This is a genomic window from Paenibacillus sp. N119s (genome assembly GCF_059447605.1).
This window is the reverse complement of record NZ_JCAJRU010000116.1, coordinates 1-15276: the sequence shown is the minus strand read 5'-3', so window position 1 is coordinate 15276 and position 15276 is coordinate 1. Positions and strand designations below refer to the sequence as shown.

The following is a 15276-nucleotide window of genomic DNA, read 5'->3' as shown; positions in this document are numbered from 1 at the left end:
AGCTGCCAGACGGACTCGCGGATGTTGCGAAACGTATCAATCAATTGGGACTTAAATTCGGGCTTTGGTTCGAGCCGGAGATGATCTCCCCAGACAGTGAGCTGTACCGGAAACATCCGGACTGGTGTCTTCATGTTCCAGGGCGGAGACGTAGCGAAGCCAGATGGCAGCTGGTGCTGGACTATACTCGCAAGGAAGTGCGCGATTACATCTACGATTCGCTGGCAGCCATTTTCTCCAGCGCCCCGGTCTCTTACGTGAAATGGGATATGAATCGCTGTCTGACAGAAATGGGTTCAGCCGAACTGCCGCCGGAGCGCCAATCCGAGACTGCCCATCGCTATGTTCTTGGATTGTATGAGCTGCTGGAGCGCATCACTACCGATTTCCCGCATATTCTTTTTGAGAGCTGTTCAAGTGGCGGAGGACGCTTTGACCCAGGCATGCTTTACTACATGCCTCAAGTCTGGACTAGTGATAACACCGATGCGGCGGAACGTCTAAAGATTCAATATGGAACTAGCCTTGTCTATCCCGTAAGCGCCATTGGAGCGCATGTGTCGGCCGTTCCGAATCATCAAGTTGGACGCATAACCCCCCTTGATTTTCGAGGTGATGTGGCCATGTCCGGAAATTTTGGATATGAGCTTGATCTCACGAAATTCACCGATGAGGAAAAAGAGACAGTCAAACGCCAAATCGCAGTCTACAAGCAGATACGTGGCTTAGTACAGAAAGGTGACTTGTATCGCCTAAAGAGCCCGTTTGAAGAAAACGAATCGGCTTGGATGTTTGTTTCTGAAAACCAAGAGGATGCCATCGTCTACTATTTCCAAGTGATGGCTGTCCCGAACGCGCCTTGGCGAGCTCTGCGCCTTGATGGACTGAATCCAGAACTCGAATATGAAGTTCAGTCAGGAAATAGCGGGCAAAAGTCTATCCATGGGGGGGATCGGCTTATGAAGTTGGGCCTCCCTCTTGTCTACAGACAGAAAGACTATGAAAGTGGATGGTTCAGGCTTCGGGCATTAAGTTCCAACAAGGCTTAAGGCTTAAAGGATCAGTACAACAGTACAATTGGCGAAAGATAGAAAACAATCGATTGAGTTATGCATGCCCCTTTTTGTATGAAAAGGGGCATTTTGCGCGTATCAGCGTACTGATCGGGGAGGGCAAGCCATGTTTTTTATACGAATGATGAATGACATGAAACTGAGAAAGAAAATGACGCTGACATTCATTTCGGTAGCTGTTCTTCCCTTGTTGTTATGTGGCCTGTTTCTGACAGGGAAGCTTCGAGAGGCCGTCATTAAGGACGCCTTTATGCAAGTGTCCAACAATGTTGGACGGGTCCGAAATCGTACAGAAGAATTGATCAAAGTGCCGTTAGACATCTCATACCGGCTGACCAATGACAATCGGATGAAAATGGTAGCCAGCCAGAAGTATGACAGCTACCTCGAAGTCATTCAGGCCTACCGGGAGTATACAGGTATTCGTGACTACCTCCAGTTGTACAAAGAGATATCCGGCATCCGTGTCTATGTCCCTAATCCTGGAGCACTTAACAATTGGCAATTTATCCAGCCGGATGATAGGATCACAACCGCAGATTGGTACAAGGAGGCCATCGCGCAGAAAGGATTGGCCGGCTGGAACTTAATCAAGGATGAGAGGGACGATGCCGATTATCTTAGCCTGATTCGTTCATTTTCAGTGGATTCACCAGGGCGAAAAGGGGTTCTGGTCATAAATGTGAACCAGCGCCAATTAAATTCAATCCTGAATCAGGAATCGTTCCCTACCTTGATCGTGGATAGCCGGAATCGGATTGTCGCGTCCAATGAAGCAGAGTTGTTCGGGAAGAATCTTTCTGAAATTCATGCTGACGAAAATATACTTTTCCAACAGGAAGGAAGTTACAACACACTCATTAACGGAAAAGCATCGAAAGTGGTAATCGCCAATCTAACTCCGCAAAACAGCTGGAATGGACTTCGCATCATTTCCGTTTTTTCCGTTTCTGAAATTACACGAGATGCTAATCAAGTGATATGGCTCGGCGGAATCGCGATCACAGCTAGTCTGATATTTGCAGCCTTACTTATCTATGCTTCTGCTTCGCTACTATCCAGAAGGCTTCTTCGCTTGAGCAAACATATGATCCAAGTAGGGGCGGGTTCATGGGAAACCTATCTCCATATCGACGGAAAAGATGAAGTTGGTCTACTATCGAGGGAATTTAACGCGCTCGTCAGCAACGTAAACCATCTGGTTCAGGAGGTTCAAGAGACGAATCGCCAGAAAAACCTGGTGGAGCAAAGACAAAACGAGATCAAGTTCAAAATGCTGGCGAGCCAGATCAACCCGCATTTTCTCTTCAATTCTCTAGAGTCCATCAGAATGGAGGCCCACATTCGTCAACAGGACGATATTGCTAAAGCAGTTTGGCAGTTGAGCGCGTTGTTGCGCAGCAGTTTGGAGGCTGGTAACGAAAAGATCCTACTGCGTAAAGAGCTTGAGCAAGTGTGCTGTTATCTTGATCTTCAAAAATTCCGGTATGAAGACCGTTTGGAGTATCGCGTAACGGTTGATCCGGATGTGGAGGAAACGTTGGTTCCACCTCTAATTATCCAACCATTGGTGGAGAATTCTATTGTACATGGTCTGGATAATCAAGCAGAAGGAGCTGTTATTGAAGTGAAAGTTAAGAAAATCCCGGAGGGGGTTCGAGTTATGGTGTGTGACAACGGCGCCGGTTTCCCGGACGATCGTCTCGCCCTTGTACGAGCAGAGCTCGCTGCATCCGTACATGAACAGGAGGTCCAGCGAATTGGACTACGAAACGTAAATGATCGTCTCGTCTTACTGTATGGGACCTCTAGTGCCTTACATATTGAGAGTGAGCCTGGGAAAGGCACTTGTATACAGTTTTTCATACCTGGGGGTGAATCCGCATGATTAAGGTAGTCATCGTTGACGATGAGCCGAAGCTTCGTCAAGGGCTTCAAACGCTGATTCCATGGGAAAGTCTCGGATGTATCGTTACAGCTACGGCAGCCAATGGAAAAGAAGCATTGGAAGTCATCGAGGAAAAAGCTCCTGATGTCGTAATCGTCGATATCCGCATGCCAGTTATGGATGGCCTACAGTTGATTGAGCACTTGAGATCCGGCGGTCATCATATGCATTTTATGATCCTCAGTGGATATGCCGACTTCGAATATGCCAAACAAGCGATTAAATACGGGGTGTTCGGCTATCTCCTTAAACCGGTGGACATTGATGAAATGTCGTCCAGTTTAAAACAGATACGCGAGCGGATCGAAGAGGAGCGCCTTCAAGAGGAATGGCGTAAGAGAGAGGTTATAAATCGTGATTTATACCTGCACAGTCTGCTTGTCCCTCAAGGGAAAACCGAAGATCCCGCCAAGTTGAGAAGTAAAGCAATAGAAGCGGATTTGTTATGGACCAGCTACGAAGTCGTGGTCGTCTACCCGCGTGTTTCTGAAGTAGACCGTTCTGATGTCGCATACCAGCTTTCGCACGGATTGAAGGCAAAGATCGAGGGGCAGATAATGGGGCTTGTCACAGTAATCCTACCGTATACAGTCCTGCTGCTCAACACGCCGCTGCGCGGAAGAGAACGACGTGAAATTCTGCACAATGAGATTCGTAATGCTGCGGATAATGTTAGGTTCGCCGCTGCAACCGGAGGGGCAGTATCTGCTCCTGAAGATATTTGCAAATCTTTTTTTAAGGCCCAGGAAGCGGTAAAACAATCCTTTTTCAGTGAGAAGAATCGACTGCTAGGTCCGTATCCTTTCTTTTCTCCTGCGCTTGATTCCCCACGATTGTCTGCTGATAAAGCTGAGGATACGATGGAGGAATTCATCTTCCGCCTGTATTACAGTCTGGAAGTAGGAAACCAAGCCGCCATACTGCCGTTATTGAACGAGGCGGCAGCATTTTTTCTCAAACAGGGGCAAGACGAGAAGTCGATCAAAGAGTCGTTCTTTTTTCTATCCAATGCGATCATTCACAAGCTGACCGCGGGTTTCTGTATTGAATTGAAAGAGACGGAGGAAGTTTCCCGTTTTTTGAATGGGATCTACCAGCATGATCATCTGCATGATCTTTTGGAAGAGACCCACCGTTTCCTGCTAACATTGGCGCAAGACTCTGACTCTCGTGGAAAGGAACAGGAATTCAAAAAAATGATCGACTTCATTCACAAGCATTATGCAGACAACTTGAGGCTGGAGGCGTTAGCCGGGCTGCTAAACTATAGTACCGCCTATTTGGGCCAGCTTTTTAAGAACAAGACGGGCGAGTACTTTAATACCTACCTGGACCGAGTCCGTATCCAAAAGGCCAAGGAGCTGCTGGGTCAGGGAATGAAAGTATACGAGGTCGCTGAAAGTGTCGGCTATACGAGCGTCAACTACTTTTACAGCAAATTTAAAAGGTATGAAGGCCGTTCACCGTCGGAATATAGGAATCCATAATTTGTGGATGATTTTCTCCGAAATCCGTTGTATGGGCGCTGACTCCTCTCTGTCTTATGATGGATTTTAAGAGAGGGGATGACAGAAATGAAAGCGGTAACAGCAGTTTCGGAAAAAACATACAAAAAAAAGAGGAATGCTTGGGAGGTATTTAAAAGCCAGCGGTATCTTTACTACATGTCCATTCCGTTTGTTGTTTGGGTTTTTATCTTCCAGTACTTGCCGCTATGGGGTTGGACAATGGCTTTTCAGAAATATAGACCCGGTTTGAGCTTTTTTGAACAGAAGTGGGTAGGCTTGGAGCATTTTCGTACTTTGTTCCGGGACGACCATTTCTACCAAGTGCTGCGAAATACACTGGCAATGAGCCTTATGGGACTGATTGCTGGCTTTATTGTACCCGTTGTCTTTGCTCTACTGCTCAACGAGGTTCGTATTCAGGTTGTAAAACGATTTGTTCAGACCGTATCTTACCTACCGCACTTTGTTTCATGGGTAGTTGCTGCAGGCATTGTCACCAAAATGCTTTCAGCGGATGGCGGTGTCGTAAACGATGTGCTCATGGGTCTAGGCATCATCGATCAGTCAGTCCAGTTTATGGCCCAAGGTAAATTATTTTGGTGGGTTGTAACTTTTGGAGACATCTGGAAGGAAACCGGTTGGAACGCCATTATTTATCTGGCTGCCATCGCCGGTATTGGTCCTGAATTATACGAGGCTGCGCGGGTGGATGGCGCTAGTCGATTACAACAAATGTGGCACATTACGCTGCCGGGGATCCGGCCGACCATTATCATTCTCCTGATTATGTCTATTGGCCATCTGCTCGGTACGGGATTCGAGAAACAATTTCTGCTGGGCAATCACCTGGTCATCGATTACTCTGAAGTACTTGATTTGTATGCGCTTAATTATGGTCTGGCGATGGGACGTTATTCTTTCGGAACGGCCATTAACATTTTTAACTCGGTGATAAGCCTGATCCTATTGTTTGCGGCTAACGGAATCTTTAAGCGCTATACCAACGAGAGCATTATGTAAGGAGGAGAATGGACATGGAGGCTGTCAAAAGCACTACGCCGGTCGGCGGATTAAACAACAAGCTTCAGGCGAAATCACTACAAGACCGAATCCTGGGGGTAGTTGTTTATGTTTTCATGATTGTGGTCACTGTTCTGACGATCTACCCGTTCTTAAATGTGCTAGCTATCTCTTTTAACGATTCGGTAGACACCATTAGAGGTGGGATCACTATCTGGCCAAGGCAATTCACGTTAAAGAATTACGATTTGATTTTCACCTATGAGGGGTTAATCACTGGGTTCAAAATTTCCTTTCTGAGAACCGTCATTGGCACCGTAGCGGGCCTAGTCAGCGGTTCGATGCTTGCTTATACACTTGCACGAAGTGATTTTCAAGCTAGAAGGTTCATCTCAATTTTTCTGGCCGTCACCATGTATGTTTCAGGAGGGTTAATTCCAGGTTTTATCCTGATGAAGGAATTGCATTTAATTGATACATTTGCTGTCTATATTTTACCAGGTCTTGTAAGTGCGTTTAATGTCTTCATTATTCGTTCCTTCATTGACGGTCTGCCTTATGCGCTACAGGAATCAGCCAAGCTGGATGGTGCCAACGATTTTACGATCTACTGGCGCGTTATTCTTCCTCTTTGCAAACCAGCATTAGCGACCGTAGCGCTCTTCTTGGCAGTAGGACAATGGAACTCTTGGTTCGATACTTATCTGTTTAATGGGTCCAACGAATCGTTGACGACCCTGCAATATGAATTGATGAAAATTCTGCAAAGTACGACAACAAGCGCAACCAATTCCCAAGACGCTGCCAATATGGCGGAGCGTATGGCACAGGTTTCACCGGAATCCGTTAAAATGGCAATCACCATCATTGTTACCGTGCCGATTCTTATCGTCTATCCTTTTCTACAAAAATATTTTGTTAAAGGTATGACGCTTGGAGCGGTAAAGAGCTAAAACGAAGCAGCAAACATTCATTATAATGGGAGGTTTTGCTCCATGAAGCCAAAAAAACATAGAATGGTCGTATCTTTCGTAATGTCATTAACTTTAGTCGCGACCCTTGCAGGGTGCGGCGGTAATAAAGCATCTGAGGCTACCAAGGCCGTAACCACAGGAGACATCACGCTTACCTATTTCTCGGAAGACTCCAGTACAAATTGGAATAACATGAAGGATGAAGTCGGTAAGGTCATCGCTGTAAAAACGGGAGTAACTCTAGATGCTGAATTCGCTGTCGGCGACCCGGTCCAAAAGATTTCCTTGATTGCAGCCACAGGAAACTATCCTGATTTAATCGCTGCTAAGGCGGATGTCGGCAAACTTGTCGATGCTGGCGCAATCATTGATTTGACGGATTTGATCGACAAGCATGCACCAAACATCAAAAAAATGCTGGGTGACAAGCTTGTTCGGACAAAGTACAGTTTGGACGACCCATCGATCTATGTGATTCCGACCTGGTCCGCTGTCGAGGAGAAGAAAATCAAGCCTGACGTAGGATTTAAACTCCAGCATCGTGTCGTCAAGGAAGCGGGATACCCGGACATTCGTACGGTGCAGGATTTTGAAAAAGTCATTAAGGACTATATCACCAAGCATCCAACGGACGAAAATGGCAACAAAAATATCGGATTGTCTCTAAATGCCGACGATTGGCATATGTACCAGGTAACCAACTCAGGATTTCAAACGACCGGGGGACCAGACGACGGCGAATACTTCATCGATCAAAAAACACACCAAGCGACTTACCATTTCCGCCGGCCGGAAGAAAAGGAATATTTCCGCTGGTTGAATCACATGAACTCCATTGGATTGCTGGACCCAGAAAGCTTCGTACAGAAGACAGACCAGTTTAAGGCGAAGATAGCTTCAGGACGTGTACTAGGCTTGGCCGATCCAGAGTGGGACTATGGCGACGGACAAAATGCGCTGAAAGCGGAGGGCAAATTCGACCAAACGTACGGTCATTATCCAGTCACCATGAGCAAGGAATATAAGGATACCAACTTCTGGCTCCCTGGTTTTGATGGGGGATATGGAATCTCGATCTCTAGCAAGTGCAAGGACCCGGTACGTGCTATCCAGTTCCTCGACTTTTTGGCATCGGAAGAGGGGCAAGTCCTGAATAACTGGGGAATTGAAGGAAAGCAATACACGGTTAAAGACGGCAAACGGACGATTATTCCGGCTGTGCTGGAACGGATGAACAATGACAATGCAGCTTTCCAAAAGGAGTCCGGAATCGGTCTATATTGGAACCTGATGGTCCATTATGGTGATGGCATCAAAGACTCAACTGGCAACTACTTTACTCGCAGTTATCCGGAGATGCTGACAGCAACCTATAACAAGTCGGAGAAGGAAGTCCTGAAGGGCTATAAGATAGAACACTGGAAAGATCTGTTTCCGAAAGAAGAGGAATTTCCGCCTAGAGCATACGGGGCAGCATACACGATGTCTCTTCCCAATGACGATCCAGCTGTTATCCTCGGAGCCAAGATGAAGGATATTACATGGAAACGGATTCCGGAAGCGGTCATGACCAAGCCGGAAAACTTCGATAAGGTTTGGGATGCTTATATGGCAGAGCTGGAGAAAGCCGGAGTACAAGAAATGGAACAATCCTTTACCAAACATATTCAGAATCGGATTAAGCTATGGTCCACCAACTAATTCGTTTTGCATAAAAGAACAGGGCCGTTTCCACTTTCCAATTGGAGAGGAGACGGTCCTTTTCTATTAAGGTTTGCGATAGACTACATTTGCTTAAAGTACAAACAGCGGCCAACCTCGGTTACTTTCTGAGGTGGCCGCTGTTCTTTAGAGACTGCTTCATGGTGCTGGATGGAAGGTTACAGTTACGGATACGTTAAGAGCGCCTTACTCCGCTTCATTCTTGGACGAAGTAAACAGGTCTTGAGGAAGATCATCCCTCGTGATCACGTAATCGCTGTTGAACACTTTTATGAGATGATCGAGTGAATTATATTGTCCGTTGCGGACGAAATCGCCCGTCCATGTGATGAAAAAGAGCCAATGTGCTGAATATGCTTGAAGCAGTTCAGGATCGCCAATCGGGCCGTTTTCGGCCAGACCAACCAGCTTTTTGTCTTGCACGAGATTCACCAAGCTGTCGTACTTGCCAATACTTGGGTTATAATTAGCCGCCTGGTTGTAGATATCCACACTTACAATATCGACGACATCGTCCCCTGGATACCAGTCGGGACTCTCGGAGTTCCATACCCAGATCAGATTGTTCAGGTGATGGTAGTGTGTTAGACGGTCGTACATGATACGGTACAGCTGTTTGGCGGAGTCTGGCCCTTGGGCGCCCCACCAAAACCATTTGCCCTCCGCTTCGTGCAGCGGTCTCCACAGCACTGGAACGTGAGCATCTTGGAGCCGTTTCAATTGAGCAGCAATGGCATCGATGTCCCGCAGGATTAGCTGATACTCTTCCGACTCGGGATGGTTAAGCGCATATTGAACGTCGAATGAAGTTGAGTCGCTATAAAACCCACGCCACCATTCTTTGCCGGGAATATCATGCAATCCCTTGGGGGCATTCCAGTGCCATGCAAACGTGACAATTCCACCTTCTTTGGCCCATTGAATCGCCTTTTCCACCTCAGTTGAGGTGGCACCATGCTCGACGCGAGAGGGGGAATAATCCATCATGTCCGTTGATAATATAGCAGGGTACTTTCCGGTATGGTCTTTAATCCACTGGGCATCCTCCAGAGTGTGCTGACCGGAAAGAATATGGCTACCGTAACTATCGACGAGATAACTCATGAGTGCCTTGGTTTCCGCAGTCGCATTTGGGTTTACTGGCTTTTTCTCAATCTGATGCAGTTTAGGAGGGGACACTGCTGACAGCTTGACGTAGTCGATATGATATCGATCCGAGTCGACATTGAACTGTATCGTGTTGTTTCCCGAATTCAGCATAAGTTTACCGCCGGATACCTCTGTGTAGCTTGCTGTTGCCGGGAGCGATATTTCGCTGGTCTGGCCGTTGACCACCAAATGGGTCTTTTTATCTCCATTGGGGTTACTGTAACCGATTGCAAGATTGTAAAGTCCGCTTGAGGCTGCGTTATAGGCAAAAGTTAGCGAACCTGTGCCTTTAAAGGCTGCGTAACCGGTACCAGAATACCCCGTATCAGTCGCTTCTATGTTGACCTCGCCAGTTATGGCTCCCTCTTCGGCTTCAATTTTGCTGATTGCAGCAGGCAGATTGGCGAATTCAACCTTTACATACTCGATCCCGTAATATCCCCAGCCTCTTGAAAAAGTCAGCTCGTTGGTTCCAGCATTCAGCATGATCTTGGTTACTACTTTCTCGTTCATCGATGCACCTTTTGGAGGAGCAGCCAGCGTTATGTTTTCAGTCATGGTGCCATTGACCTCGATGCTGGTATCCTTGGAGCCGGTGCCCGCCGGAATGTAGTAGCCGAGGCTCAGTCTATATAGACCTGCTGTAGGCACGTTTATTTTAAATGTAGCCGTTCCATCAGACTTGCCAGAGTTTGAGCCATAGTCATAAAAGAAAGATACATAGCCATCACCTTTATAAAACGTATCGCCGGTATAGGGTGTATCCCGTTTTTCTACGCCGTAACCTTGAAGAAGTGCCTCTTTGGAGCTGACGACCGTTGAAAAGGGGCTGCCGTTAGTGGATAAACCTTGACTTGCATTCATCGCCGTTCGACCATCCACATCGGTGACCAAGTGAGCTGATTCTGCTTTTGCTAAGGTTGGAACTAAATCGAGAGATACCAACAAAAAGGATAAGAGCACAAAACTGAGAATACCGAAAAACCTTCTTTTCCATGGGTCTGGCATATGACTCACTCCTTGAATTATTAGATGTTGCCGCCTCAATTGATCTGCAACACATACTTCAGAAAACGCTTTCAATAAAATATACATATGAAGTACACTTTGAAGTAATTTTGAAGTAATCGGTGACAGGTAATTAAGGACCAGCTTGCACTTTGAAGCATTCTTTCTTTTTTTGCATGCGTTTTCAATATTTGCCGTTAATTTTTTAGCACCTCACCTCGCTTTAATTTCATCATAAATTAGAGGCGAGGCAGGAACTATACAATGAATTTCGGAAAAAATCATCCTTAAATTATGGATTTTAATAATCCGATGGTAAATAATCCTCATATTTTTTGAAATGTTATAACCCCGGATGTTAAGGCTATATGGGATAAGTCAAAAGGATCGTTTTAATTTGTGGTATCATGCCAATAGAAATACTATCCATATGGCAATGAAAGGGACTAATACATGATTTCTCATCGATTGCTTACCGACGAAGCTATTAATCAATTAACGGACCAAATCCATAGAGCCCAACACTTGTTGTTCTATAGCTATTTAACTCAACGTAAAGAACAGGCTAAATTCGTAGGTCAATATGTTGAAGACAAGCTGACGGCGGTTTTGGCATACTTTTGCGGACTCTCCTTCCCTGCATTTTCTTTCCACTGTCTAAACCGAGAAAACCTTAACTTTCCAGCTCTTATTGCTTTTACGAAGGAAACCATTCAACTTAGGCAAAATTCCGTTTGTGGTACAATTCTGTGTGATCGTGACCTACAACTTTTTCAGTCGCATGGGCTCATAACCGGTAACCCACAACATTTCTTAACAATGAAGCATATGGATCAATCGAAACTGCTTGATTCTAACTTGGCTGAGTTAATTAGGGAAAATGAGGTTTCAGATATAGTGGATTTTTTACAAAATGGGGGCATGAAATTTTTTGTGAGAAGCGAACTCGAACAATATCCTTTCTTTGGGATCAAGGAATGCGGTCATTTGATTGCCGCAGGCGGCTTCCACTTTTATGATTCTAAGCTTGTGGAGCTCGGAAACATATATACAAGCCCTGCTCACAGAGGAAAAGGACTAGCAAAGCACTTAACGAGCCAACTCACTAAGCTGGGCAGGGCGCTTGCATCAGATGTCTATCTGGGAGTGCTGAAGGAGAACCAGGTTGCTGTACATCTTTACAAAAGCTTAGGCTATGAGGTTACAGCTGAACAGACGATGGTTGATTTTAAACTATTCTAGTGGTTGACGAACTAGGCCGGATGTTGCGAGTCGATTGAGAAGTACAACGAAGGAGGAAGAGGGCCCTGGAACAGAATGATATTAATGTTCATCAACTGACTGGTGATATCCATCAAATTTTACATAAGAGAATGGATAAACTAGGTGTAGCATACGGCATTGTTACTGAATTTAGTTATAGTCCTGAGGAGCCACCGTCTTGGATTATTAGTATCGAAGACTCTAAAATCGTGCTCACGTCGGACATGTTGTTTCAATATATGAAACAGCATCAAAATTTAGAGGATACGTTAACTCATTTTATGCGTGATCACTTTCCATTGTGGTTTGGGAAGAACGAAACGCAACTGGATCGAATAAAAAACAAACTGGATCAGGCCATGCGCCAAGACACGGATTTCTCGGTGTTTGGAGCATCCCCACATCAATATAAGGTCAATGAGAAGCTTACAGCCAAAGCGCTGGCGGACTGGCAAGCTCATAATCAAGTTACCCTTCCTGAGCCTTACGCACAGTTTTTAACGAATATCGGCAATGGAGGCGCCGGACCCTATTATGGAATTTATTCAATTGAAAAGGCAACTTCTTACACCGAGCGCCAGGCACTCCTTGCAAAATCCGTTCTGTATCCTGCGATGACCAAACAGGAATGGAACCACCTGACGGAACCCCTGACCTCGGATGAGGACATCCCTGATGAAGAATACGACGACGCCCGTAATAAGGTGCTGGGCGGCATGTTGTGCATAGGCACCCAAGGTTGCGAATACGACATGTATCTCGTACTTGAAGGCAAACACAGGGGGAGAATTGTGTACACCTCCGGTTTTTATCCCGATCATCCTTTTTTCTTTGTCTATGAAGATAGCTTTCTGGACTGGTATGAGCGCTGGCTGGATGAAATTATTCTGGATTATGATATCGGGTGGTTTGGCAGTCGAATGCCAGGCGATGAGAATGCGCTGATTGAGATTTACCGGAAAACTCCAAACGAGGAAATCCAAGCTAAAGCACTTGAGGCTATGTTCAAGTTTAAGAAAGTCTCGCAGCCAACCCTTGGTTTTCTGAAAAATATTGCGGAGCAAAGCCCAAAAAATCGGGCCACAGCCATTCGGCTAATCTGTAAAACTTCTTTTGACACGGGTGGGAAATATCTTCTGGAGCTGTTGCAATCGGATGAACATGAGGAGTTTTTGCAAGCTTTAATGATTCTACATGCTTCCAGAAAAACAGCGAATTTACCGGAATTTATTCCACTGATCTTGCAAAGGCTTGACAGGATTCGCGATGTAGAAACGTTGCGTTATGCAGGGTATATCTTGGAGGATTACGACGCAATTACGCTCCAGAACTTTGCGCCTTTTCTGTGTCATGCCGACCTGAACATGCAAACCACGGCCATCTATGCCGCGCGCAGTTGCGAGAACAAGCTGGAAAGCTGGCAGATTATTGAACAGATGTTGAAGGGAGGCGACCCGCAGGTTCTGAAAAACTCGATTTTATACTGGGGCATTATTCCACATGAGAAGTTGCTGCCTTATTATAAATCGGTATGGTCGGAATATAAAAGAAATCCGAATTTCAAAGAAAAATTTATCGGTTGTTTGCGAGAACTGCATTTGCCAGATGATTATTTTGATAAGGGCGAATCGTGAGAAATGAGATTTGGAAATGATGAATAACGTGCCAGTCAATCTACAAGGTAAATCAATAAAAAGCGAAGTGAAAAAAGGGCAATCCCGCAAAAGGACAGCCCCATAAGCGAGCTATTCTATTGAATTTTTCGTTGCCTTATACATATTTTCTACGTGTTCGTCGACTTCATCTCGTGACATGCGTAAGCGAGGCACAGAGGTACCATATCCGATTTCTATTTTTCCCTCTGCTAATCCTTTGAAAATTCCATCTGCGAAGTCAGCTAACGGTTCTCCATGCGTATGCAACCCTGCTCCACCTAAATCTGTATTCACTGCTGGCGGGACAACTTCAATTACCTCTACGGACGTATCAGAAAGCTGGTGTCTTAGGCTGATTGTAAATGAATGAAGGGCCGCTTTTGTTGCTGAATAAATCGGAGCAATCACAAACGGCGTAAAAGCTAACCCAGAAGAGACGTTAATGATAGTCGCTTCTTCTTTTGCTGCAAAATATGGAGCGAATAGCATGGATAGATGGAAAGGTGCTTCAATGTTAGTGGTAATTTCTTTGCTGAAATAATCCCAATTGTTTTTTGCATCCGTTTTTAACACATTAAAACGTTGTTGGATACCAGCGTTGTTAACTAACACATTTACTTCTGGATAGTTGGCAGTTACCCACTCCGACAATGCTATACGCTCGGACTCCATATTCAAATCACTTACATGAGTAATGAGGTTAGGCAATTTCTCTTTTGCTTGTTGAAGTACATGTTCACGCCGTCCAGAAACAATGACTTTATTTCCAGCTTGTAAAAATCGTTCCGCAAAAGCTAATCCAATTCCAGTACTTCCACCGGTAATGAGTATTGTATTTCCTGAAAGTTTCATTAAGTTTTCTCTCCTTTTAGAATTCAGTCATCAACGAAATTTTATCTGGAATGAATGAAGGGTTCCTTAGATAAAATGATATATCAAAAAACGGCAGATCAGGACTTTATTTTCATATCCTAGTCTACCGTTTTTTATTTTATTTAATCTGTCTAAAATTTATTTTCGTCAGGCTGCTGAAAAATGAACGACAGTGCTTTTTTTAAAATCTCATTATAGATCTGAACTAATCGGACCGTAAATGACGGGAATAGTGGAAGCGCAGCTCTATCTAGCTACACGTCCCGCACTCATCTGGCCGGGATACTGCGCGTTCCCTCCGTCATCGGGGAGAAGCAGAGCGGACACACTGGCGGCGTGCCTGCACTCGCCGAATTTGTGCGGCGCCCACCTACGGTTTCGCGCCGCATCCATGCCTTGCAGGCGGCGTCCGTGCATTTCCACACAGGCACATTGACGCGTGGCTCTGTCTGTGACCTAGCTGTCGCCGAGGTCGTCCGTGCTGTAGTGGCGGCTGAGGCTGATCCCGGCCTGCTGCTCACGCAGGTTGCGGTCCCAGACGCTGTCGCACCGCCGCCGCTCCGGCTGCCATACCCGGAAGCCTTCGGTTGGCCAAAGCTGCTGCGGCGCGTTTCTGGTTTGGAAGCCTCAGGGGTGACCCCATAGGCTTCCAGCAGGAAGCGCGACACGGCGGCAGGCTTGCCGTGATTGGAGGCGGGGGAGGTGATGTACAGCAACTCCTTCGCCCGGGTGACGGCCACGTAAGCGAGACGGCGCTCTTCTTCCAGCGCGGCCTCGTTATCCACGGCCACTGCGGGGGCGGCACCTGCCCGACGATCCTCCGGCAGCTCACTGTGTAGAGCCGAGCTGTGTGGCAGGATGCCTTCGCTGGCCCCGATCCAATATACGCAAGGGAACTCCAGTCCCTTGGCGCGGTGGATGGTCATGAGCCGAACAGCATCGCTGTCTTCCTCTCTGCGGAGCGATTCCATTTGGCGGTGGCGCTCCGAAAGCTCGTCCGCAAAGCTGACGAATGCCTCCACGGTGTCAAATCGCTTGGCTGCCGTTTCAAGCTCCTCCAGACTTTCTTGCATCGTTTCCTTA

At 46.2% G+C, this 15276-nt stretch carries 11 protein-coding genes; 8 read left to right on the top strand and 3 right to left on the bottom strand.

Going from position 1 to position 15276, the window contains the following annotated elements; translation table 11 throughout:
• The 6 genes from AC5V8P_RS14470 to AC5V8P_RS14445 form a co-directional block, all read left to right on the top strand.
• A partial coding sequence (locus tag AC5V8P_RS14470) for an alpha-galactosidase (protein ID WP_495473694.1) occupies positions 1–1049 on the top strand: 1049 nt, incomplete at its 5' end.
• 130 nt (positions 1050–1179) lie between these two features.
• The gene (locus AC5V8P_RS14465; protein ID WP_064796670.1) at positions 1180–2961 is read left to right on the top strand and encodes a sensor histidine kinase; all 1782 of its coding nucleotides are present in this window, start codon (positions 1180–1182) and stop codon (positions 2959–2961) included.
• Positions 2958–4508, top strand: a complete 1551-nt coding sequence (locus AC5V8P_RS14460) for a response regulator transcription factor (RefSeq protein WP_064796669.1) — start codon at positions 2958–2960, stop codon at positions 4506–4508. The genes AC5V8P_RS14465 and AC5V8P_RS14460 overlap by 4 nt, the downstream gene beginning before the upstream one ends.
• A gap of 87 nt (positions 4509–4595) precedes the next feature.
• On the top strand, positions 4596–5549 hold the full coding sequence (locus AC5V8P_RS14455) for an ABC transporter permease (protein ID WP_064796668.1): 954 nt from the start codon (positions 4596–4598) through the stop codon (positions 5547–5549).
• Positions 5550–5563: 14 nt separating this feature from the next.
• Positions 5564–6502, top strand: coding sequence for a carbohydrate ABC transporter permease (locus AC5V8P_RS14450; RefSeq protein ID WP_064796667.1), 939 nt, complete (start codon positions 5564–5566; stop codon positions 6500–6502).
• 42 nt (positions 6503–6544) lie between these two features.
• The gene (locus tag AC5V8P_RS14445) at positions 6545–8224 is read left to right on the top strand and encodes an ABC transporter substrate-binding protein (protein ID WP_064796666.1); all 1680 of its coding nucleotides are present in this window, start codon (positions 6545–6547) and stop codon (positions 8222–8224) included.
• A gap of 207 nt (positions 8225–8431) precedes the next feature.
• Here the strand turns inward: AC5V8P_RS14445 and AC5V8P_RS14440 are convergent, their stop codons facing one another.
• Entirely contained in the window at positions 8432–10402 is a 1971-nt protein-coding gene (locus AC5V8P_RS14440; RefSeq protein WP_064796665.1) for a glycosyl hydrolase, read from the bottom strand.
• Between the two features lie 453 nt (positions 10403–10855).
• On the opposite strand from AC5V8P_RS14440, the gene AC5V8P_RS14435 reads away from it, so the two are divergent.
• Together AC5V8P_RS14435 and AC5V8P_RS14430 are read left to right on the top strand one after the other, a co-directional pair.
• Positions 10856–11644 (top strand): GNAT family N-acetyltransferase, encoded by a 789-nt coding sequence (locus AC5V8P_RS14435; RefSeq protein ID WP_064796664.1) that lies wholly within the window; start codon positions 10856–10858, stop codon positions 11642–11644.
• 320 nt (positions 11645–11964) lie between these two features.
• Entirely contained in the window at positions 11965–13299 is a 1335-nt protein-coding gene (locus AC5V8P_RS14430; RefSeq protein ID WP_064796782.1) for an SMI1/KNR4 family protein, read from the top strand.
• Between the two features lie 111 nt (positions 13300–13410).
• Here the strand turns inward: AC5V8P_RS14430 and AC5V8P_RS14425 are convergent, their stop codons facing one another.
• Positions 13411–14172 (bottom strand): SDR family oxidoreductase, encoded by a 762-nt coding sequence (locus AC5V8P_RS14425; RefSeq protein WP_064796663.1) that lies wholly within the window; start codon positions 14170–14172, stop codon positions 13411–13413.
• A 290-nt stretch (positions 14173–14462) separates the two neighbouring features.
• Positions 14463–15276 (bottom strand): 3'-5' exonuclease (locus AC5V8P_RS14420; protein WP_495473693.1); only part of this gene is annotated, 814 nt, incomplete at its 5' end.